18 protein-coding genes are annotated in these 19877 nt (G+C 66.8%); 8 read left to right on the top strand and 10 right to left on the bottom strand.

The annotated features are described in order from the left end of the window. Position 1: 1 nt before the first annotated feature. The 9 genes from GL284_RS06045 to bhcA form a co-directional block, all read right to left on the bottom strand. Positions 2–634 (bottom strand): LysE family translocator, encoded by a 633-nt coding sequence (locus tag GL284_RS06045; protein WP_155043699.1) that lies wholly within the window; start codon positions 632–634, stop codon positions 2–4. 65 nt (positions 635–699) lie between these two features. Further along, positions 700–1947 (bottom strand): urate hydroxylase PuuD, encoded by a 1248-nt coding sequence (locus GL284_RS06040; protein WP_155043698.1) that lies wholly within the window; start codon positions 1945–1947, stop codon positions 700–702. A gap of 200 nt (positions 1948–2147) precedes the next feature. After that, positions 2148–2498 (bottom strand): hydroxyisourate hydrolase, encoded by a 351-nt coding sequence (gene uraH, locus GL284_RS06035; protein ID WP_155043697.1) that lies wholly within the window; start codon positions 2496–2498, stop codon positions 2148–2150. 10 nt (positions 2499–2508) lie between these two features. Further along, positions 2509–3846, bottom strand: coding sequence for an 8-oxoguanine deaminase (locus GL284_RS06030; protein WP_155043696.1), 1338 nt, complete (start codon positions 3844–3846; stop codon positions 2509–2511). Positions 3847–3855: 9 nt separating this feature from the next. Continuing rightward, the gene (locus tag GL284_RS06025; protein ID WP_230382919.1) at positions 3856–5337 is read right to left on the bottom strand and encodes a nucleobase:cation symporter-2 family protein; all 1482 of its coding nucleotides are present in this window, start codon (positions 5335–5337) and stop codon (positions 3856–3858) included. Positions 5338–5365: 28 nt separating this feature from the next. Beyond that, positions 5366–6328, bottom strand: a complete 963-nt coding sequence (gene bhcD, locus GL284_RS06020) for an iminosuccinate reductase BhcD (protein ID WP_155043695.1) — start codon at positions 6326–6328, stop codon at positions 5366–5368. After that, entirely contained in the window at positions 6328–7503 is a 1176-nt protein-coding gene (gene bhcC, locus GL284_RS06015) for a 3-hydroxy-D-aspartate aldolase BhcC (RefSeq protein ID WP_155043694.1), read from the bottom strand. Before bhcC ends, bhcD begins: the two co-directional genes overlap by 1 nt. Further along, positions 7500–8489 (bottom strand): beta-hydroxyaspartate dehydratase BhcB, encoded by a 990-nt coding sequence (gene bhcB / locus GL284_RS06010; protein ID WP_155043786.1) that lies wholly within the window; start codon positions 8487–8489, stop codon positions 7500–7502. The genes bhcC and bhcB overlap by 4 nt, the downstream gene beginning before the upstream one ends. Beyond that, the gene (gene bhcA / locus GL284_RS06005; protein ID WP_155043693.1) at positions 8489–9676 is read right to left on the bottom strand and encodes an L-aspartate--glyoxylate aminotransferase BhcA; all 1188 of its coding nucleotides are present in this window, start codon (positions 9674–9676) and stop codon (positions 8489–8491) included. The genes bhcB and bhcA overlap by 1 nt, the downstream gene beginning before the upstream one ends. A gap of 182 nt (positions 9677–9858) precedes the next feature. Here bhcA and bhcR point away from each other — a divergent pair, with 182 nt between their 5' ends. The 3 genes from bhcR to GL284_RS05990 all read left to right on the top strand — a co-directional run bounded on the left by bhcR (position 9859) and on the right by GL284_RS05990 (position 13332). Then, positions 9859–10731, top strand: coding sequence for an HTH-type transcriptional regulator BhcR (bhcR, locus tag GL284_RS06000; RefSeq protein ID WP_155043692.1), 873 nt, complete (start codon positions 9859–9861; stop codon positions 10729–10731). A gap of 173 nt (positions 10732–10904) precedes the next feature. Continuing rightward, positions 10905–12542: a DUF6345 domain-containing protein gene (locus GL284_RS05995; protein ID WP_155043691.1), complete on the top strand. Its 1638-nt coding sequence runs from the start codon at positions 10905–10907 to the stop codon at positions 12540–12542. 82 nt (positions 12543–12624) lie between these two features. Then, positions 12625–13332 carry a pentapeptide repeat-containing protein gene (locus GL284_RS05990; protein ID WP_155043690.1) on the top strand — a complete coding sequence of 236 codons (708 nt, stop codon included), beginning with the start codon at positions 12625–12627 and terminating at the stop codon, positions 13330–13332. Between the two features lie 8 nt (positions 13333–13340). Here the strand turns inward: GL284_RS05990 and GL284_RS05985 are convergent, their stop codons facing one another. Beyond that, complete coding sequence (locus GL284_RS05985; protein ID WP_155043689.1) at positions 13341–14951, bottom strand: SARP family transcriptional regulator; 1611 nt, start codon at positions 14949–14951, stop codon at positions 13341–13343. Positions 14952–15145: 194 nt separating this feature from the next. Here GL284_RS05985 and GL284_RS05980 point away from each other — a divergent pair, with 194 nt between their 5' ends. The 5 genes from GL284_RS05980 (at position 15146) to purN (ending at position 19764) form a co-directional block, all read left to right on the top strand. Next, positions 15146–16129, top strand: a complete 984-nt coding sequence (locus GL284_RS05980; RefSeq protein WP_155043688.1) for a phosphatase PAP2 family protein — start codon at positions 15146–15148, stop codon at positions 16127–16129. Next, on the top strand, positions 16120–16335 hold the full coding sequence (locus GL284_RS05975) for a hypothetical protein (protein ID WP_155043687.1): 216 nt from the start codon (positions 16120–16122) through the stop codon (positions 16333–16335). The genes GL284_RS05980 and GL284_RS05975 overlap by 10 nt, the downstream gene beginning before the upstream one ends. Further along, positions 16332–18044: a S8/S53 family peptidase gene (locus GL284_RS05970; RefSeq protein WP_155043686.1), complete on the top strand. Its 1713-nt coding sequence runs from the start codon at positions 16332–16334 to the stop codon at positions 18042–18044. Before GL284_RS05975 ends, GL284_RS05970 begins: the two co-directional genes overlap by 4 nt. An 80-nt stretch (positions 18045–18124) precedes the next feature. Continuing rightward, complete coding sequence (gene purM / locus GL284_RS05965) at positions 18125–19171, top strand: phosphoribosylformylglycinamidine cyclo-ligase (protein WP_155043685.1); 1047 nt, start codon at positions 18125–18127, stop codon at positions 19169–19171. After that, complete coding sequence (gene purN, locus GL284_RS05960; RefSeq protein WP_341870288.1) at positions 19168–19764, top strand: phosphoribosylglycinamide formyltransferase; 597 nt, start codon at positions 19168–19170, stop codon at positions 19762–19764. Before purM ends, purN begins: the two co-directional genes overlap by 4 nt. Positions 19765–19877: the final 113 nt, after the last annotated feature.

Genomic DNA, 19877 nt, shown 5'->3' with positions numbered 1-19877 from the left:
ATCAGCGGCGGGCCTCGGTCAGCATCTTCAGCGCAAGGCCCGCCAGCACGCTGCCCATCAGCCAGCGCTGCGCCAAGGCCCAGACCGGGCGGCGCGACAGGAAGGCCGCGACCGATCCTGCGGTCAGCGCGATCATCGCATTGACGGTGACGCTGATGGCGATCTGGGTAAAGCCAAGCGCCAGCGATTGGCCCAGCACATGGCCTTGTTCGGGGCGGATGAATTGCGGCAGCAGCGACAGATACAGCACGGCGATCTTGGGGTTCAGCAGGCTGGTCAGCAGCCCCATCAGAAACAGCTTGCGCGCCGGATCATGGGGCAGGGTGCGCGGCTGAAAGGCCGCCCGGCCATTGGGGCGCACCGCCTGCCATGCCAGCCATAAGAGATAGCCCGCCCCGGCGATGCGCAGCGCGTCATAGGCATAGGGCACGGCCATGACGATGGCCGTGATCCCCAGCGCCGCGCAGAGCAGATAGACCACGAACCCCAGCGCCACCCCGCCCAGCGAGATCAGCCCCGCCCCCGGTCCCTGACAGATCGACCGCGAGATCAGATAGATCATGTTCGGCCCCGGCGTCAGCACCATGCCAAGCGCGATGGCGGCAAAGCCCAGAAGGTTCGCAAGATCGGGCATCGGTCCCCCCATGACAGCAGAAAGCCGCCCCGTGGGGCGGCGCGGGCCACAGGGCTTTTGCCGTCTTAGTTGAAGGCGAAGGTCTTGGGCAAGCTGCGATACCAGTCCATGATCGCCTGCCGTTCGGCACGCTCCATGAAGCTGACATTGGCCGGCGGCATGGCATTGGTGACGCCCGCCTGAATATAGATCTCGCGCGCGGCACGGGTGATGTCGTCGGGGGTTTCCAGGAGCACGCCCTTGGGCGCGGTGTGGATGCCTTCATAGCTGGGCTCGCGCGCGTGGCACATGCTGCAGCGGCCCATGACGGCGTTGAAGGCGGGCTCCCATCCGCGAGCCTCGATCATGGCGGTCTGGGTGGCGGTCAGGGGACGGGCCTCGGACTGTTCGACGGTTTCGCGAAACATCGGCGCGGTCGAGAGCCACATCACGATGATGAAAAGGATCGCCGTGACCGCCCAGGTCCACCACTGATAGCCCTTGCGGGCATGCATGGTGTTGAAGAAATGCCGGATGGTCACGCCCATCAGGAAGATCAGCCCGGCGATGACCCAGTTCAGTTCCGAGGCGAAGGCCAGCGGGTAATGGTTCGACAGCATCAGAAAGACGACGGGCAGCGTCAGGTAGTTGTTATGGGTCGAGCGTAGCTTGGCGATCTTGCCATATTTCGGATCGGGCGCGCGGCCCGCCTTCAGATCGGCGACGACGATGCGCTGGTTCGGCATGATGATCAGAAAGACGTTCGCCGTCATGATCGTCGCGGTAAAAGCGCCCAGATGCAGCATGGTGGCCCGGCCGGTGAAGACCTGATTATAGCTGTAGCCCATCACCAGAAGCAGGACGAACAGCAGCAGCATCAGCAGCGTCGGCGTTTCGCCCAGCCGCGATTTGCACAGCGTGTCATAGACCAGCCAGCCGATCGACAGCGACCCGGCCGAAATCAGGATGGCCTGCCAGGGCGCAAGCGCCATCTTGGCGGGGTCGATCAGGAACAGTTCCGAGCCGACCCAATAGGTCACCATCAGCAGCGCCGCCCCCGAAAGCCAGGTGGCATAGCTTTCCCATTTGAACCAGGTCAGGTGTTCGGGCATCCGCTCGGGCGCGACGAGGTATTTCTGGATGTGGTAGAAGCCGCCGCCATGGACCTGCCATTCCTCGCCATGCGCGCCCTTGGGCAGATGCGGGGCTTTTTGCAGGCCCAGATCTAGGGCGACGAAATAGAAGGACGACCCGATCCATGCGATCGCGGTGACGACATGCGTCCAGCGGATCGCGAAGGCCAGCCAGTCCCAGATCACGGCGAAATCGGACATCAAATGCTCCCTGTCTTGCTGGCCCGATCCTAGCGCATTGCCGCCATTTGCGAAAATCCGGAGGAGTGCCGTGGCTGTCTAAAGATTTGGTTGAAAATCTTTCGGGCAGGCTGGCGGTTGAAACGGCAAAAAGGGGGCGCTGCCCCCTCGGCCCCCTTTTTGGGGGCCTTCACCCCCGGAGTATTTTCGGAACAGAGAAATCAGCTGCCGCGATAGGTCGAATAGCCATAGGGCGAGATCAGCAGCGGGACGTGGTAATGGTCCTGTTCCGACATGCCGAAGCGCAGGGGAATGGTGTCCAGAAAGCGCGGCTTGCCGGCCTGATGGCCCTGCGCGTCCAGCCAGTCGCCGACATGGAACACCAGTTCGTATTCGCCAGGCTGGAACTGGTCTGCGGGCAGGATATGGCTGTCGGTGCGCCCGTCATGGTTGGTGGTGGTCTGCGCAATCAGGCGGCGGTCCGGGTCGAGGCGATAGAGGTCGATCTTCATGCCTTGCGCCGGGGCGCCATTGGCGGTGTCGAGGACATGGGTTGTCAGATAGCCGGTCATGGGGATCCTTTCAGGTCGCAAGTCGGGCGGTGGCCCTGCGTGCCTGTTCGTTCAGGCGGCGCGGGTCGGCGGTCAGAAGCTGGTGGTCGCGGACCACGGCGCGGCCCTCGACATAAACGGATCTGGGCCGCATCGGCGCGCAGAAGACAAGGGCCGCGACGGGATCCCATTCGCCTGCCGCCGCAAGTTCGGTCACGTCCCACAGCACGAGGTCGGCGCGTTTGCCGGGTTCGAGCGCGCCCAGATCGCTGCGGCCCAGGAGGCGGGCGCCGCCGAGGGTGGCGATTTCCAGCGCCTCGCGCGCGCCCATGGCGGCGGGGCCGTTCTTCAGCCGTGCCATGAGCATGGCCTGCCGCGCCTCGAGGCCCAGATGCGAGCAGTCATTGCTGGCCGAGCCATCGACACCAAGGCCGACCGGCACGCCTGCATCGCGCATGGCCCTGACCGGCGCGATCCCCGAGGCAAGCCGGGCATTCGAGCAGGGGCAATGCGCGACCCCCGTGCCGGTGCGGGCGAACAGGTCGATTTCGCTGTCGGAGAGTTTGACGCAATGCGCGTGCCAGACATCATCGCCGGTCCAGCCAAGGCTTTCGGCGTAATCGCCGGGCAGCATGCCGAAATTCGCCAGAGAATAGGCGATGTCCTCGTCGTTTTCGGCCAGATGCGTATGCAGGCGCACGCCCTTTTCGCGCGCCAGAATGGCCGCGTCGCGCATCAGCTCGCGGCTGACCGAGAAGGGCGAGCAGGGGGCCAGCGCGACCTGCAGCATCGCGCCGGGCTTCGGGTCATGGAAGGCGGCGATCAGACGTTCGCTGTCCTTGAGGATCGCGGCCTCGGGCTGGACCAGCGCATCGGGCGGCAGGCCGCCCATGCTTTCGCCGATCGACATCGCCCCGCGCGTGGCATGAAAGCGGATGCCGATGTCGCTTGCGGCTTCGATGCTGTCATCCAGCCGCGCGCCGTTCGGGAAGAGATACAGATGGTCCGACGAGCAGGTGCAGCCCGACAGCGCCAGTTCGGCCAGCCCGATCTGCGCCGACAGCCGGATATCGTCCGGGCCCATGCGGCCCCAGATCGGATAGAGCGTGCGCAGCCAGCCGAACAGCGCGGCGTCTTGTGCTGCGGGCACGGCGCGGGTCAGGGTCTGGAACAGATGGTGATGGGTGTTGATCAGGCCGGGCGTCACCACGCAGCCCGCCGCATGGACGATCTCGGCGCCGTCAGAGGGCAGGTCATGGCCGATGGCGAGGATTTCCCCGCCATCGATCAGCACGTCCGCGCCTTTGATCTCGCGTCTTGCGGCGTCCATGGTCACGACCACATCGGCTTTGCGGATCAGGGTTTTCATCGCCGCTCCTTAATGCGCTTCGGCGGCATGGCCTGCGGCGCGGATCTCATCCTCGCTGACGGGGGCTGCGCCGTTGAAGAACCAGTTCAGCAGCACCGCCGACAGCGTGGCCAGCAGGATGCCCGAATGGATCAGCGGATGGATGGCGTGGGGCATCCACTGGTTGAAGTCCGGCGCGATCATCGGGATCATGGCAAAGCCCAGCGAGATCGCGACGACGAACAGATTGTGCCGGTTGCCCGCGAAATCGACCTTGGAGAGGATGCGGATGCCGGTAGCCGCGACCATGCCGAACATCACCAGCCCCGCGCCGCCCAGCACGGTCGTGGGCAGCGATTCCACCAGCGCGCCCATTTTCGGGATCAGTCCCAGCACGATCATGATCGCGCCCCCCGCCACGCAGACGAAGCGCGAGCGGATGCCCGTGACGCCGACCAGCCCGACATTCTGGCTGAACGAGGTATAGGGGAAGGTGTTGAACAGCCCGCCGATGGCCGTGCCCAGCCCGTCGACGCGCAGACCCGCGGTCAGCGTCCTGGGCGTGACGCGGCGGCCGCAGATTTCCCCCAGCGCAAGGAACATGCCGGTGGATTCGACCATGGTCACGAACATCACCAGCAGCATGGTGGCGATCATGATCGGATCGAAGATCGGGGTTCCGAAATGGAAGGGCTTGATCGGCGCGAACCATGCGGCATCCGCCACGGCGTCGAAATGCATCATGCCCATCAGCGCGGCAAGGATGCCGCCGCCGATGATGCCCAGCAGCACCGCGATATTGGCGACAAACCCGCGGCCAAAGCGCGACAGCAGCAGGATCGCGCCCAGCACGACGATGCCGATCAGGATATTGGCCCCCGAGGCATAGGCGGGGTTCGGCACGGTGGGCAGCAGCCGCACGCCCTCGGGCACGCCACCTGCGGCGATGGCGCTGTTCAGCCAGTCCTGCGCCGCCGGATCGACCAGCTTCGGCGCGGTCGGCCCGACCGGCAGTCCGAAGATCCAGTTGATGCCGATGGGCATCAGGCTGATGCCGATGGCAAGGATCACCGTGCCCGTCACCACGCTGGGGAAGAACCGCAACAGCCTGCCCACGAAGGGCGCCAGAAAGATCGAGATGACGCCCGCCGCGATGATGGCGCCAAACAGCATCCGCGCGCCTTCATTGCCGGGATTGGCGCTGGCGATCGACACCATCGGCCCCACGGCGGCAAAGGTCACGCCCATCATCACCGGCAGCTTGATGCCGAACCACTGCGTCGCGCCCATCGACTGGATGATCGAGACGATGCCGCAGACGAACAGGTCGGCAGAAATCAGAAAGGCCACATCCTGCGGCGACAGCTGCAAGGCGCGGCCGACGATCAGCGGCACGGCGATGGCGCCGGCATACATGACCAGCACATGCTGAAAGCCCAGCGTGAACAACCGGGGTGCCGGCAGTATTTCCTCGACCGGATCGAATGCCCGGCCGGTTTCCATTTGTGACATGGTTCCTCCTCCCTTGTCGGTTATGGCCCTAGACCTCCACTTCCAGAGCGATGCCTTTTTCCTGGGCGATCTTCACGACCCTGGCCGCGACGGCCAGATCCTGAAGGCCGACGCCCGTGCCGTCGAAAATCGTCAGCCCGGCGCCGTCGCGGCCCGGATCGGCGCCGTTGATGACTGCGCCCAGCCGGGTGATCTGGTCCTGTTCGATCAGACCGGCGGCGATGGCGTGCTGGAATTCGCCGATGCTGACCGATTGGGCGATTTCGTCGGTGTAAAGTTTCGCCCGCGCCACCAGCGCCGGGTCCAGTTCCTGCTTGCCCTTGGTATCGGTGCCCATGGCGGCGATATGGGTGTCGCCTTTGACATGTCCGTCCAGCAGCAGCGGCGAAAAGGCCGAGGTGATCGAGATGATGACATCCGCCTCGGTCCCCAGCTGGTCCAGTTCCACGGCCTCGAAGGGCAGGCCCAGTTCGGCGGCGGTATCGGCCAGCCGGGTCAGCATCTCGGGATGCGGGTTCCAGCCGATGACCTTTTCAAATCTCTGCACGCGGGCGGCGGCGCGCATCTGGAAGGCCGATTGGTGGCCCGCGCCGATCATGCCCAGCACCTTGGCCCCTTTCGGCGCCAGATATTTGATCGACACGGCCGAGGCCGCCGCCGTGCGCAGCGCCGTCAGCAGATTGCCCCCGACCGCCGCCGCGACGCGCCCGGTATCGGCGTCGAACAGAAAGACCGTGGACTGGTGATTGATCAGGTTGCGGGTCGCGTTGTTGGGCCAATAGCCCCCGGCCTTCAGCCCCAGCGTCAGGCCCGCCGCGTCGAAGCCGCCCTTGAAGCCGTAAAGCGCATCCTGATGACCGATGGCCTCGCGCACGACGGGGAAATTATAGGCCTGCCCGGCATCCATGGCGGCAAACACCGCCTGAATGGCGTCAAAGGCGGCGTCGGGGGTCATCAGACCCCCGATCTCCTTTTCCGGGACGATCAGCATCAATAGCCCTTTCCGCGCGCCGAGACCGGCCAGACGCATTCGACGCGGCCATTGCGGACGCCGACATACCAGTCATGGACATTGCAGGTCGGATCGCAGTGACCGGGCACAAGGCGCAGCTTGTCATTGACCTGCAGGACGCCGTTGGGATCGGCGATGACGCCATGTTCGTCGCTGCATTTGATGTATTCCACATCGTCGCGGCCATAGACGAAGGGCAGGCCGCTATCGACCGACTGGGCTTTCAGACCGGCATCGCAGATGGCCTTGTCAGCCTTTGCATGACTCATGACGCTGGTCAGGATGAACAGGGCGTTTTCCCATTCGCCCGCGTCGATGCGCTTGCCGCCCTGATCCTTGATGCGGCCATAATCGGCATCCATGAAGGCATAGCTGCCGCATTGCAGCTCGTTGTAGACGCCCGAGTTGCTTTCAAAGTAATAGCTGCCCGTGCCCCCGCCCGAGACCAGTTCGGGCGACAGGCCCACGGCGTCCAAAGCCGCCACGGCCTCTTTGACCTGCGCGATGGCGGCATCCAGCTTGGCCTTGCGGTCGGCAAAGCTGTCCATGTGCTGCATCGCGCCCTGATAGGCCTGAATGCCGGTGAATTTCAGCCCCGCTGCCGCATCGACGGCCTTGGCGATCTGGACCACGGCATCCGCTGTGGTGACGCCGCAGCGGCCCGCGCCGCAGTCGATCTCGATAAAGACCTCCAGCACCGTGCCGTGCTTTTGCGCGGCGGCGGACAGGTCGGCCACATTCGCCAGATCATCGACACAGACGATGACGCGCGCACCCAGCTTGGGCAGGCGGGCCAGACGGTCGATCTTGGCAGGGTCGCGGACCTGATTGCTGACCAGAATGTCCTTGATGCCGCCACGGGCAAAGACCTCGGCCTCCGAGACCTTCTGGCAGCAGACGCCGACCGCACCGCCCAAAGATTCCTGCAGCTTCTGCACATCGACGGATTTGTGCATCTTGCCATGGCTGCGATGGCGCATGCCGTGGGCGCGGGCATAGTCGCCCATTTTCTTCACGTTGCGTTCCAGCGCATCCAGATCAAGGATCAGGCAAGGGGTCTGGATCTCGGCCTCGGACATGCCGGGCAGGGCGGGAATGTCATAACCGACCTCATAACCCGCGAAATCGGCGGCGATCTTCTGGGGGGCGTTCATGGCGTTTCTCCTTGGGTCCAGGGCAGGCGGTCAAGATCGACATTGCCGCCGGTGATGATGATGCCGACACGCTTGCCGGCAAATGCGTCGCGGTTCTTCAGGATCGTGGCCAGCGGCACGGCGCTGGAGGGCTCCATCACCACGCGCAGATGTTTCCAGATCAGCTTCATCGCGTCGATGATCTCGGCGTCCGAGGCGGTATAGATCTGGCTGACATGGTTGCTGACGAAATGCCATGTCAGATCCTTCAGCGGCACCAGCAAACCGTCAGCGATGGTTTTTGGGGCATCATCGGCGATGATATGGCCGGCCTTGAAGCTGCGATAGGCATCATCGGCCTGCTCCGGCTCGGCGGCGATGACCTGCACATCGGGGGCCAGCGTCGCAAGTGTCAGGCAGGTGCCCGAGATCATGCCGCCACCGCCGATGGGCGCGACAACCGCGTCCAGCCCGCCGCCGTCCAGTTCCGCGATCTGTTCCATCAGTTCCAGCGCACAGGTGCCCTGACCCGCGATCACGCGCGGATCGTTATAGGGATGCACGAAATCGCCCCCCGTGCGGGCCTGCACCTTGGCAAACGTCTCCTCGCGCGAGGTGGTCGAGGGTTCGCATTCGGTGATGACGCCGCCGTAACGCCGCACCGTGTCCTTCTTGGCCTGCGGCGCGGTGCGGGGCATGACCACGTTGCAGGGGATCCCCCGCAGCATCGCCGCATAGGACAGGCAGGACGCATGGTTGCCCGAGGAATGCGTGGCAACCCCCTTGGCCGCCTGTTCGGCATCCAGGCCAAAGACCGCGTTGCTGGCGCCGCGCACCTTGAAGGCGCCCGGCTCTTGAAAGTTCTCGCATTTGAAGAACAGCTGCGCGCCGGTCAGGGCGTTCAGGTGGTCCGAGGTCCGCACCGGCGTGCGGCGGATATGCGGGCGGATGCGGTCATGGGCATCCAGCATGTCCTGATAGGTCGGGATATACATGGCGTCCCTCATCATGCGGCCTTGCGCAAGGCGGTGGTGGATTGGCGGTAATGTTCCTGCGCCGCAGCGACCCCCGAGCCCAGACGGACATTCAGGCCCAGATCGGCCATGGTCATTTCGGCGACCGCGATGCCCGACAGTGCCATGGCATCGGTCAGGCTGCCCAGATGGCCGATGCGGAAGACCTTGCCCGCAACCTCGCCAAGGCCGGTGCCAAAGGCCATGTCATAGGTGTCCAGCGCATGGCTGACGATGCGGTTGGCGTCAAAGCCCTCGGGCACGCGGATGGCGCTGACGCTATCGGAATACAGGTCCGGGCGGACGGCGCAAAGCTCCAGCCCCCATGCGGCGACGGCGGCGCGCACACCGCCCGCGATGCGGCGATGGCGGGCAAAGACGTTCTCCAGCCCCTCGGACAGCAGGCGGTCACAGGCGTGGTTCAGCCCGTTGATCAGCCCGACCGGCGGCGTATAGGGATAGCCGTTGCGCGCGTAGCCGGTGGCCATGTCGCGGATGTCGAAGAAGGTGCGGGGCAGGCGGGCGCTTTCCACCGCAGCCATCGCCTTGGCCGAAAAGCCCAGGATGGCCAGACCGGGGGGCAGCATGAACCCCTTCTGGCTGCCGGTGACGGCGATATCGACGCCCCAGTCATCCATGCGGAAATCCATCGACCCGATCGAGCTGACGCCATCGACAAACAGCAGCGCCGGGTGGCCCGCCGCGTCCAGCGCCCGGCGCACGGCGGCGATATCGGAGACGACGCCGGTGGCGGTCTCGTTATGGGTGGCCAGCACGACGCGGATCTGATGGCCCTTGTCGGCGGTCAGGATGTCCTGAAAGCGGTCGGCCGGGATGCCTTCGCCCCAAGGGGTTTCGACGAAATCGACATCCAGCCCGTGACGCTGGCACATGTCGATCCAGCGGTGACTGAACATGCCATTGCGCGCGGCCAGCACTTTGTCGCCGGGCGACAGCGTGTTGGTGATCGCGGTTTCCCAACCGCCCGTGCCGGTCGAGGGGAACAGGAACACCTGCGCATCGCGGGTCTTCAGCACCTGTTTGACGCCCTCAAGCGCCGGGTGCAGCATCCGCCCGAAAACCGGAGAGCGGTGGTCGATGGTTGGCATGTCCACCGCCTTGCGCAAAGCCTCGGGGATATTGGTCGGGCCGGGAATGAAGATCGGGTTCTGGCTGGTCATGATGTCCTCCTTCGCTTGTGACCCAGCCTAGGTGCTGCTGTCCATTCCGGCAATTTTTCTGAAAAACATTTCGCAATCGCGGAAAAACACGATATTCACATTTCAGATCAAAGCGTTGATGTTTTCCATTTCAGGAAGGCGATTTTCAATGTTTTATTTCAGCTGTCGAAAGGATTTGCGTGATGTCAGCAGAGCTTCGCAAACGGGGCCGCCCGCGGGGCCGGGGCGAGGGCGGCTACGACCAGGGCGGCACCGACAATGGCGGGGTCCGCGCGCTGGACCGGGCCTTCGACATTCTGGATCTGGTCGCGGCGTCGAACGGTCTGACCCTGACCCAGATCGGTCAGGCGCTTGAACTGGCACCTTCCACGGTTCACCGCGTGCTGACAACCCTTGCGGCACGCGGCGTTCTGGAAAGCGATGCGATCACGCAGGCCTGGCATATCGGGCCAACCGCCTTTCGGCACGGTTCGGCCTTCATGCGCCGCTCGGGTCTGGTGGAACGCGCCCAGCCGGTTTTGCGCCGCCTGATGGAGGTGACGGGCGAAACCGCGAATTTCGGCATCCTGAACGGCGATGCGGTGCTGTTTCTCAGTCAGGCGGAAACCCATGAAACCATCCGCGCCTTCTTTCCGCCGGGCACGCGGTCCGCGCTGCATGCCTCGGGGATCGGCAAGGCGCTGCTGGCCCATGCCCGCCCGCATGAGCTGCGCCGGATGATCCGTGGCCTGACGCTGCAGCGGTTCACCGATCACACCCTGACCGACCCCGAGGCGCTGGGCGCGGATCTGGCCCGGATCCGGGTGCGGGGCTATGCGCTGGACAATGAGGAACGCGCCACGGGGATGCGCTGCATTGCCGCGCCGATCTTTGACGTGGCGGGGGCCGCCGCTGCGGGGATCTCGGTCTCGGGCCCGGTGCATCGGATGAGCGATGCGCGCCTTGACGCGATCGCCCGCGCCGTGGTGCAGGCGGGGCGCGAGCTGTCCTTCGGCATGGGATTGGCCAGTGTCGAATCGGAACGCAGCACCGGGCCGGTGGCGGCAACGGATTGATCAGTGTCTCTCGTCATGGTTGAATATCGTGGGCTGTCAGCCGGTTCGGCGTGACGACATGCTGCTGATTTCATTGGACTGTGTGCAGATTCACGCCGCGTTCACGCCGGGCTTCCTAGCCTGAGATCACGGTCGCCCAAGCGTCCCCGTGATGTCACCCGCAGGAGCCAGCGATGCAGGATCTGAAACGCCCCGCCCCAGTTGCGCGCAGCCTGCCGGGCTGGCTGCCCGAGATCGCCACGGACGGATCGGACCCCGCCGAGCCTGCGGCGGCGTGCCACGCCCTGAAACAGGGCCTGTATGGCGCCTGCTCGGTCGAGACCTTCCGCGCCGCCGGGTCGCTGAACGCGGCACATCGCGATGCGGGCGGCTTTCTGGACGGCGTGGACCGCTATGCCACGGCGGATTTCTGGCGGCGTGACGGGTTGGTGCAATCATGGATCTTTGCCCGCCCCGAGGCCGCGCCCGCCGCGCAAGGGCTGGATGACGTGCGGGTGTTCTACCACGCGGGCCATGGCGCGATGGATGAGGCAGGGGTGTTTCATCTGCCGATGGGCGCGATGTGGGCGGGGGCGGATGCCAGCCTTGCCTCGACCCGGATGCGGTTCGGGGCCGAGAAGCTGCGCTATATGTTCTGGTCGGCCAGTGAATCGCTGCGCGTGGCCGAAGGCCACAGCCCGATGCGCAGCTGGGCCCTGGCCAATCGCGGCCTGCGCATGATGTTCGGCTTTGAGTCTGCATCATGGGACAGCGGCAGCTATGGCCGGAATTTCTGGCGTCACTGGGCGCGGGGCAAGGGCTTCGCGCAGGCTTGGCTGGATGGCGCGGCCGATGTCGCGCAGGATCAGGTCGCGGTGGCCTGCGCCATGGGCGGCACCCGCGACGAGGCGCAGGCGCGGCTGTTTGGCGAAAGCCGCTTTCGGCCCGCACCCTCGGGGCGGGATTGGTGGATGTGGCGCTGGCGTCAGCCCTTGACGCAATATCACCGCGATCCCGTCACGCAGGTGTCGCGGGGCGCGGCGCGGGTCCGGCTGGTCGCGCCAGATCAGGATCTGCATCTGATCGGGGCCGTGCTTGCGGCGCTGGATCTGGACCCGGACAGCCTGCCGCCGCCGCCCGCACCCCACCTGCCGCAAAAGCTGTCCTTGCCGGGATTGCGCGTCCTGCGCTGTCCGCGCGGCACTGTGATGGTGGATTATGGCCGCGGCTCACGGGGCGGGCGGGGCCGCGTCGCCGTGCAGAAACGCGCCTTGCTGGGGCGGGCATGGTCGGCCTTGCGGCGACACGGCTTTCTGCGCGCGGGCTATGATCTGTGCTTCGATGGCATTGCGCTGTCGCTGTCGGCGGGGCGCTGTCTGCGGCCTGATGGCGAGAGTTTGCCGGAAACCTGCGACGACATCATCGTGCAGTTTCGTCAGGTGATCGACGGCATTCCGGTGATTACCCCCGATCTGGGCCGGGTCCGCGTCACGCTGCGCCCCGATGGCAGCCTGCTGCGGATCGAGGCCGATCTGCGGCGGCCAGCCTTGGCTCATCACCCCATTCCGCCCGAGGCCGCGCCGCTTTCCGATACGAGCCATGGCGGCAGCGCCGTCCGCGATGCGCTGGCACGGGAAGGCGCGCGGCTGATGCGCGATCTGGCCGCGCGCGGGGCCGCGCCGCTGACCCTGCGCGTCCTGCCCGGCATGACCGAGATCGGCTATGCGATCCGCAGCAATACCGCGCGTCTGGTGGCCCGGCAGGGCATCGAGATCTGCTGCGTGCGCGGCTACCGCAAGCGTTACTGGATCCAGTCAGACCTGGGCGACTGAATCCAGTAGCCCGGGGATGGAGGCAGCCATTCCCGGGCACCGCCCGGCAGCAGAACCGCACAGCCACAGGAGGGAGGCGGGAATGGCAAAGCACACGCGGGCCCAGATCCTGCGCAAGATCGTGGCGCTTGGCCAGCTTCAGCTGGGCGGCGCGGATCTGTCGGGCCTGAACCTGTCGGGCCTGACGCTGGTCGGCGCGGATCTGAGCTATGCCGATCTGACCGGGACCGATCTGCGCCATGCCCAGCTTTGCGGCGCTTGTCTTTGGTCGGTCTCGGCCCGGCGCGCGGATTTTCGCGGCGCGAACCTTGCCGGGGCCAATCTGGGGCTGGCGATGCTGGCCGGGGCCGACCTGCGCGGCGCGGTGATCTGCGACAGCGACCTGACAGGCGCCCAGCTTGACGGGGCCGATTTGACCGGGGCCGAGCTGGAAAATTCATGGCTGGACGCCATGCAGCGCGCATTGGCCATCGGCGCGCCGCCGATCCGTTTCGTGCAGGCCACAGGTCCCCGGACGCGCGTGCTGCTGCAAACGGAACTGGACGGGCCGGTCACGCTGCGTCTGGGCGAGCGGCTGGAGCTGCGGCTGGACGATCCGCCGCAGCGCGCCCGCATCCGGCAGGACGAAAGCGGCGCCGCCCCCATCCTGCGCCCGGTCTGGCCGCGACCGGGCAGCCCGCCTGAACCCAGACTGATCCTTGACGCGCTGGCCGTCGGGCAGGCGCAGCTGCGCATCGGCATGGGCAAGGGGCGAAAGACCCTGACGATTGATATCCGGGTGGTGCCATGAGCGCCGCGTCACAGCCGCGAGCGGGTGATGTCCATCAGCCCCGCCATCCGCAGGGTCGAGACCGGATAATCCGGGTCGGCCATCAGCTCCAGCGTGAAATCCGGCTCGATCACCCGCAACCGGCGAAGCGCATCGGCGGCCCCCGCCTGATCGCCGCGATGCCATCGCAGCGCCGCCATGAAGCGCAGCGACGGGCGGTTGTCGGGGGCGAAGGCATAAGCGGCGGCGGCGCTGTTTTCGGCGTCCCCGAAACGCCCCAACCGGACCTGCACCACCGCGCGGCGCATCAGCCACGAGGCCGGGCCAAGTTCGGCCAGCGCGCCGCAGGCCCCACGATCCGTGGCCTCCAGCGCCTCGGCGTCGCGGCCCACATCGGTCAGGGCCTGCGACAGTGCGTGGCAGGCGATTTCATTGTCGGGATCGGCGCGGCAGGCGGCCTGCGCCAGTTCCAGCGCGCCGATGGCATCGCGCCGCCAGCTTGCCGACAGCGAGGCGACCGCCAGCACCACCGGATTGTTCGGCGCGAGCGCCCGGGCCTGCCGGGCAAAGGCATCCGCCTGATCGGAACACAGCGCCGGATCGTCGGTCAGCCGCTCGATGATCAGCGTGTTGCGCAGATAGGAGCGCAGGGCCAGACTGACGGCGTTTTCCTGTTCCGGGGGCAGGGCGGCCAGAATGGCATCCGCCGCCTCCAGCCGCTCCCGCGAGAAGCTGAAGACATCCCAGATCGGAAAGCCGGTCCAGTTCGGCGAGGCCGTGCGCCGCGCCCGGTCCAGCAGCGCCACGGTGATCTGGGCGATGGCATGGCGCATCGTGGCGGTTTCATCGCTGGCGCGGATGCCGAAGCGCCGCGTCCAGCCCCGCGCGCCCGAGGCGATGTCGCGCATCACCAGCATCAGCGAACAATCCGCGCCCACGCCATAGCAGATCGCCGCGATCCTTGTGCCAGTGGCCGTCTGGTCGTCCTGCACGCGGTCGGCCAGCGTGGCGGGGATCATCTCGCAGGCGCGGGCGGCGGCCTCGTTCACGATCATCTCGCCGATGACATGGGCGCGGGCTTCGTTGCTCTCGACCGGATCCAGCGCCACGACATAGGCGGGTTCGGTCCGACGTCCGACCGGGAGATGGGTCGCGCCGTCGATCAGAAAGGACCGAGGCGGCGGAATGTCGGGCTTGCGCATCCGCGCGGTCGGGCCGTCGCTTTCGGGCGTCAGCCGCAGGCGCATGTCGCGCAGCCAGCTTTCAAACTCCGGGTCGGGCACGTCGATATCGGCGGCAAATTCGATCGGCGCGCCCCCGGCATCATAGACCGGGCTCAGGTCGATGCGCAGCCGCTCTGGATCCAGCCCGACCCAGCCCACGCCGGTTTGCAGGATCTCGCGGTCGTCCTGCAGGCTGGAGCGCAATTCCCGCAGCATCTGGCGCAGGCTGTCCGAGCCCTGATGCTTGCTGCGATCGCTCCACAGCAGATCCTGCAGCCGCGCCCGGTTCAGGCGCAGGTCGGGGGCCGTGCCCAAAAGCGCCAGCGCGCCACGCGCCTTCTGGCTGCGCGGTGTCAGGTCTTCGCCGACGGACCCGCGCAAGCGGACCGTTCCCATCAGGCTCAACGTCGCTGTCATCGCGAATCGCAGCCCCTGCTAATGTTCAGATATATTATCCGAATTAAGCATTCCGCACGAAACCTTGCTGGTTATGAAAGGCTATCACCGTGTCGCTGACAAATGCCCATAACGCCCATAATGCACATAATGCCCATAATGCGCACCAGTCGTCCGGGTCTGGCGGCGGCAGTGGCAGCCTGTCAACAGCGCTGATGATCGCGCGCGACGGCATTGCCGACGCCGTGCCGCCGCCTGCCGCCACGCCGCAACGCGCGCCCCTGACACCGCTGCGGCGGCTGCGGCGGCTGGAGGAGCATTTCGCCCATGGCATCCTGCTGTTCGAGATGCTGGAGACGCTGACCGTCACGCCAGCGCCCGCCGATCTGCCCAGCACCAAGGTCACGCTCTACGGGCGCGGCGATGCGGGGAAGGCGGCGCTTTTGAAGCTGCGACTGCCCTCGGATCAGGATTTCGCCGAGGAACTGGCGCTGGTGCTGGGCTATGCCGATCTGCGGCCCGAGCGGCAGGAGGAGATTCTGGTCCAGACCACCGATCTGGACAGCTTCTTCACCTCGATCCTGCCGATCAAGGCGGGACGCGCGCCGATGACGCGCCGGCTGATGGCGCTGGTTGCCGATCTGGGGACATTCGCGGTGCAGCGCGTCAAGCTGGCCTTCGCCGCGCCCCGCGCCGAGATGCTGAGCGATCAGGTCCAGCCGATGATCCCCACGCCGCTGCATGGCAGCTATCCCAGCGGCCATGCCACGCAAGCCTTTGCGCTGGCGACATTTCTGGCCATCCTGACCCGCGCCGATCACACCGCCCCCGCGCCGATCACCGCCGACAGCCAGCTGTATCGCATGGCGGCGCGGATCGCGGTCAACCGCACCGTCGCCGGGGTGCATTTCCCGGTCGACAGCGCGGCGGGCGCGGTTCTGGGCATCACGCTGGCGCGCTGGCTGGCCTCACGCGCGGGCGTTGCGGGGCAGGATTGCCCGGCGCTGGATTTCAAGGGCGAGCAGTGGGGCAACACCGCCCCCGGCCATAGCCGCGATTTCCATCTGGCGCGGCTGTGCGACGTGATCGGCGGCGATGACTGTCTGGTTGTGGGCGCGTCGGTGCAGGCCAATGTCTCGGACCTGCTGGCGGCGCTGTGGGCCGAGGCGCAGGCGGAATGGGGGTCCAGATGGCTGTGAAGCACCCCCGCCCGGATCTGCGGTTCCAGCCGCTGGACGATCAGGCGAATGCCCGGATCGGGGCCGAAGGCTCGGCCCTGGTGGATTACCTGCTGCATCCGCCGCAGGGCGCGCAGGCCGAACTGGGCGCGGATGTATCCCACGATCTGCGGCGGGCGCGGCGTGGCGCGCTGGAGGCGCTGATCCGCTCGGCGTTCGACACATGATCGCGCTGAACACGGTCGCGCGCTATGACGCGCTGTATGAGCAGCTGACCCGCAATCTGCCGCTGTTCGCGCCGCCCGAGCCTCCGGCAATGGGCGTCCCGCCCGGCGATGATCTGCTGTCGGCAGAGGCCATGCCGCCCGATCCGCGCCAGATGGCCATCGTGGCGGTGATCGACCATTGCATCCCCTTTGCGCATCGCCTGCTGACAACGCAAAGCGGGCATAGCCGCGTGGCCTCGATCTGGATGCAGGACGGACCGCCGCCGATGGTGGCGCGGCCCGATATTCCGTTCGGTCAGGAACTGCGCGGACCCGAGATCGACCAGCTTCGCGGCGCGGGCAGTGCCACGCTTTGCCCGGATGAGGCGCTGTATCGTGGGCTTGGCCTGATGGATGCGGCCCGCGCCCAAAGCCGCTGGATGCTGCGGGCGCGCAGCCATGGGGCAGGGATCGCCTGCACGGCAGCCGGCTATCCGCCCGACGATCCGACCGGTCGGGCGCATCCGCTGATCGCCGTCGGCCTGCCCGACTGGGCCTTGGCAGATACCTCGGGCGCAGCGATGCCGCTGCTGATGCAGGTCGCGGTCGTGTTCATCATCAGCCGCGCGCGGTTGCTGGCGCGCCAGATCAACCGCAGCCTTGCCGGGCCGCCCGTTCGGCCGCCGCTGGTGGTCAATATCTCATTGGGGATCACCGCAGGGTCGCGCGATGGCCAGTCGCTGATCGAACTGATGCAGCAGCATCTGGCCGATGACCCGCCGCCCGAGCTTGGGCCGGTGCATTTCGTGCTGGCCAGCGGCAACACCCGGCAGCGGCGGCTGAACGGGGTGCTGGCGCCGGGCCAAGGTCTGGGCTGGCAGCTTCTGCCCGATGACCGCACCCTCAGCGAGATGCAGCTTTGGACCCCGCCCGCAGCCATTGGCGCGCCCGCCATCCGGCTGCGGCTGGAACTGCCGGGGCTGGATGCGGTCGAGACGGCCTTCGCCGCCCCTGGCGGCGCGGGCGCGCAGATCGCCAAGCTGGTCGATCCGCAGGGACGAGAGCTTGCGCGGCTGGTCCTGCAGGCGGTCGAACGCGATACCGGCCTGCGCCAATGCCTGACGCTGATCGCCCCGCCCACGGTTGCGGATGCGGCGGGGCAGGCGCTGGCGCCGCCGGGGCTGTGGCAGATCACGCTGCTTCAGGCACCCGGCGCCTGCGATGTCACCGTGCAGCGCGACGACCGGCTGTTCGGCTTTCCGCGTGCGGGCCGGCAGTCGCGGCTGGCCGATCCCGCCTATCACGACCGCGATGCCAGCGGTCGCTGGCAGTCACGCGATCCGCAGCCCCCGAATGCCGTCATCCGGCGCGACGGCACGCTGAACGCCTATGCCTGGGGGCCGCAGCAGATCCGCTGCGGCGCGCATTACGCGGGGCGGGGTGGGGCGATCACCTCCTATGCCAGTCTGCTGGGGGATGGCGCATGCGGCGATCTGACCGCGCCGGGTGACCGCAGCGCGCTGCTGGCCGGGATGCCCGCCCCCGCTCTGCGCGGGGCCGGTCTGCAATTTGTCAGCGGCACCAGCATCGCCACCGCGCGGGTGGCGCGCTGGCTGTCGCAGCGCATGGCCGGGCCGAACCCGCCGCGCACCCGCGCCCAGGCGGTCGATCTGGCCCGCGGGCAGGGCGGGCCGCGGCTGGACCCGCCGATGCCATGGGACCGGCGCTGAGGATCAGGGATGCGCAAGCGATCATTGCCTGCGCCGCCCGGCTGCGGTATCGGGACGACAAACCAGAAAGGACCCGACGAATGACCCAGCGCAAAGATGGCCTGTCCTATGCCGCAGCCGGAGTGGATATCGACGCAGGCAATGCGCTGGTCGAACGGATCAAGCCCGCCGCTGCCGCGACCAAGCGTCCCGGCGTGATGGACGGTCTGGGCGGGTTCGGCGCGCTGTTCGATCCGCGCGCGGCGGGCTTCAACGACCCGGTTCTGGTCGCCGCCACCGATGGCGTCGGCACCAAGCTGCGCATCGGCATCGACACGGGCGAACTGGACGGGCTGGGCATCGACCTTGTGGCCATGTGCGTCAATGATCTGGTCTGCCAAGGCGCGGAGCCCTTGTTTTTTCTGGATTACTTCGCGACCGGCAAGCTGTCCGTCGATGAGGCCGCGCGCGTCATCAATGGCATTGCCGAAGGCTGCCGCCTGTCGGGCACGGCGCTGATCGGAGGCGAGACCGCCGAGATGCCGGGCATGTATGCCAAGGGCGATTTCGATCTTGCAGGCTTTGCCGTCGGCGCGATGGAGCGCGGCAAATCGCTGCCCGCAGGCGTCAAGGACGGCGACGTGCTGCTGGGCCTTGCCTCGGACGGGGTGCATTCCAACGGCTTTTCGCTGGTGCGCAAGGTGGCCGAACATGCCGGTCTGACATGGGAATCGCCCAACCCCTTTGGCAGCGGCACGCTGGGTCAGGCGCTGCTGGTGCCCACGCGGCTTTACGTCAACGCGGTGCTGGCGGCGATCCATTCGGGCGGCGTCCACGCGGCGGCCCATATCACCGGCGGCGGCATCACCGAAAACCTGCCGCGCGTGCTGCCCAAGGGTCTGGGCGCGGAAATCGACCTTAACAGCTTCACGCTGCCCGCCGTCTTCGACTGGCTGGCCGAGGCGGGTGGCATCGCCGATGCCGAGATGCTGAAGACCTTCAACTCGGGCGTCGGCATGATCCTTGCGGTCGCGGCCGACCGCGCCGAGGCGCTGGAAGCCCTGCTGAAATCCGAAGGCGAAACCGTCTTCCGCCTTGGCCATGTGACGCCGGGCGAAGGTGTGCGCTATTCCGGCAACCTGCGGTGAAACGCACCGCCATCCTGATTTCGGGCGGCGGCTCGAATATGGTGAAACTGGTGCAGGCGATGGTGGGCGACCACCCCGCCCGCGCGGTCATCGTCGGATCGAACGATCCGCAGGCCGGGGGGCTGGCCAAGGCGCGCGATATGGGCGTTACGACCTTTGCCATCGACCATCGTGCCTATCAGGGCGACCGCGCCGCCTTCGAGGCCGCGCTGCTTGAGCCCTTGCTGGCCGCCCAGCCCGACATTCTGTGCCTTGCAGGCTTCATGCGCATCCTGACGCCTGCTTTCGTGCAGCGGTTTCAGGGGCGGATGCTGAACATCCACCCCTCATTGCTGCCGAAATATCCCGGCCTGCACACGCATCAGCGCGCCATCGACGCGGGCGATGCCGAGGCGGGCGCGACGGTGCATCTGGTAACGCCGGAACTGGATGCCGGGCCGCTGCTGGGTCAGGCGCGCGTGCCGGTCCTGCCGGACGATACCGCCGACACGCTGGCCGCGCGGGTCTTGGTGCAGGAACATCTGCTGTATCCGCAGGTGCTGCGCCGCTTTGCCAGCGGCGACCAGACACCGGTGCTGCTGAACGCGGCATAGCAAAAGGGGCCAACGCGGCCCCTTTTTTCGTGTCTTAGGGATGTCCCGATCAGCGCGCCTTGCCCACCCCCATCAAGGGGGCGGACAAGGCGGGGGCGATGCCCCCTTGCGCC

Origin of the sequence: Paracoccus shanxieyensis (assembly GCF_009711265.1) — a bacterium.
Taxonomy (GTDB): Bacteria; Pseudomonadota; Alphaproteobacteria; order Rhodobacterales; family Rhodobacteraceae; genus Paracoccus; species Paracoccus shanxieyensis.
The sequence above is the reverse complement of the archived record's forward strand: the minus strand, read 5'-3'. Positions and strand labels throughout refer to the sequence as shown.

Coding starts and splice junctions, on each gene's coding strand:
- GL284_RS06045 (WP_155043699.1), bottom strand. CDS start 634: ATGCCCGATCTTGCGAACCTTCTGGGCTTTGCCGCCATCGCGCTTGGC.
- GL284_RS06040 (WP_155043698.1), bottom strand. CDS start 1,947: ATGTCCGATTTCGCCGTGATCTGGGACTGGCTGGCCTTCGCGATCCGC.
- uraH (WP_155043697.1), bottom strand. CDS start 2,498: ATGACCGGCTATCTGACAACCCATGTCCTCGACACCGCCAATGGCGCC.
- GL284_RS06030 (WP_155043696.1), bottom strand. CDS start 3,846: ATGAAAACCCTGATCCGCAAAGCCGATGTGGTCGTGACCATGGACGCC.
- GL284_RS06025 (WP_230382919.1), bottom strand. CDS start 5,337: ATGTCACAAATGGAAACCGGCCGGGCATTCGATCCGGTCGAGGAAATA.
- bhcD (WP_155043695.1), bottom strand. CDS start 6,328: ATGCTGATCGTCCCGGAAAAGGAGATCGGGGGTCTGATGACCCCCGAC.
- bhcC (WP_155043694.1), bottom strand. CDS start 7,503: ATGAACGCCCCCCAGAAGATCGCCGCCGATTTCGCGGGTTATGAGGTC.
- bhcB (WP_155043786.1), bottom strand. CDS start 8,489: ATGAGGGACGCCATGTATATCCCGACCTATCAGGACATGCTGGATGCC.
- bhcA (WP_155043693.1), bottom strand. CDS start 9,676: ATGACCAGCCAGAACCCGATCTTCATTCCCGGCCCGACCAATATCCCC.
- bhcR (WP_155043692.1), top strand. CDS start 9,859: ATGTCAGCAGAGCTTCGCAAACGGGGCCGCCCGCGGGGCCGGGGCGAG.
- GL284_RS05995 (WP_155043691.1), top strand. CDS start 10,905: ATGCAGGATCTGAAACGCCCCGCCCCAGTTGCGCGCAGCCTGCCGGGC.
- GL284_RS05990 (WP_155043690.1), top strand. CDS start 12,625: ATGGCAAAGCACACGCGGGCCCAGATCCTGCGCAAGATCGTGGCGCTT.
- GL284_RS05985 (WP_155043689.1), bottom strand. CDS start 14,951: ATGACAGCGACGTTGAGCCTGATGGGAACGGTCCGCTTGCGCGGGTCC.
- GL284_RS05980 (WP_155043688.1), top strand. CDS start 15,146: ATGATCGCGCGCGACGGCATTGCCGACGCCGTGCCGCCGCCTGCCGCC.
- GL284_RS05975 (WP_155043687.1), top strand. CDS start 16,120: ATGGCTGTGAAGCACCCCCGCCCGGATCTGCGGTTCCAGCCGCTGGAC.
- GL284_RS05970 (WP_155043686.1), top strand. CDS start 16,332: ATGATCGCGCTGAACACGGTCGCGCGCTATGACGCGCTGTATGAGCAG.
- purM (WP_155043685.1), top strand. CDS start 18,125: ATGACCCAGCGCAAAGATGGCCTGTCCTATGCCGCAGCCGGAGTGGAT.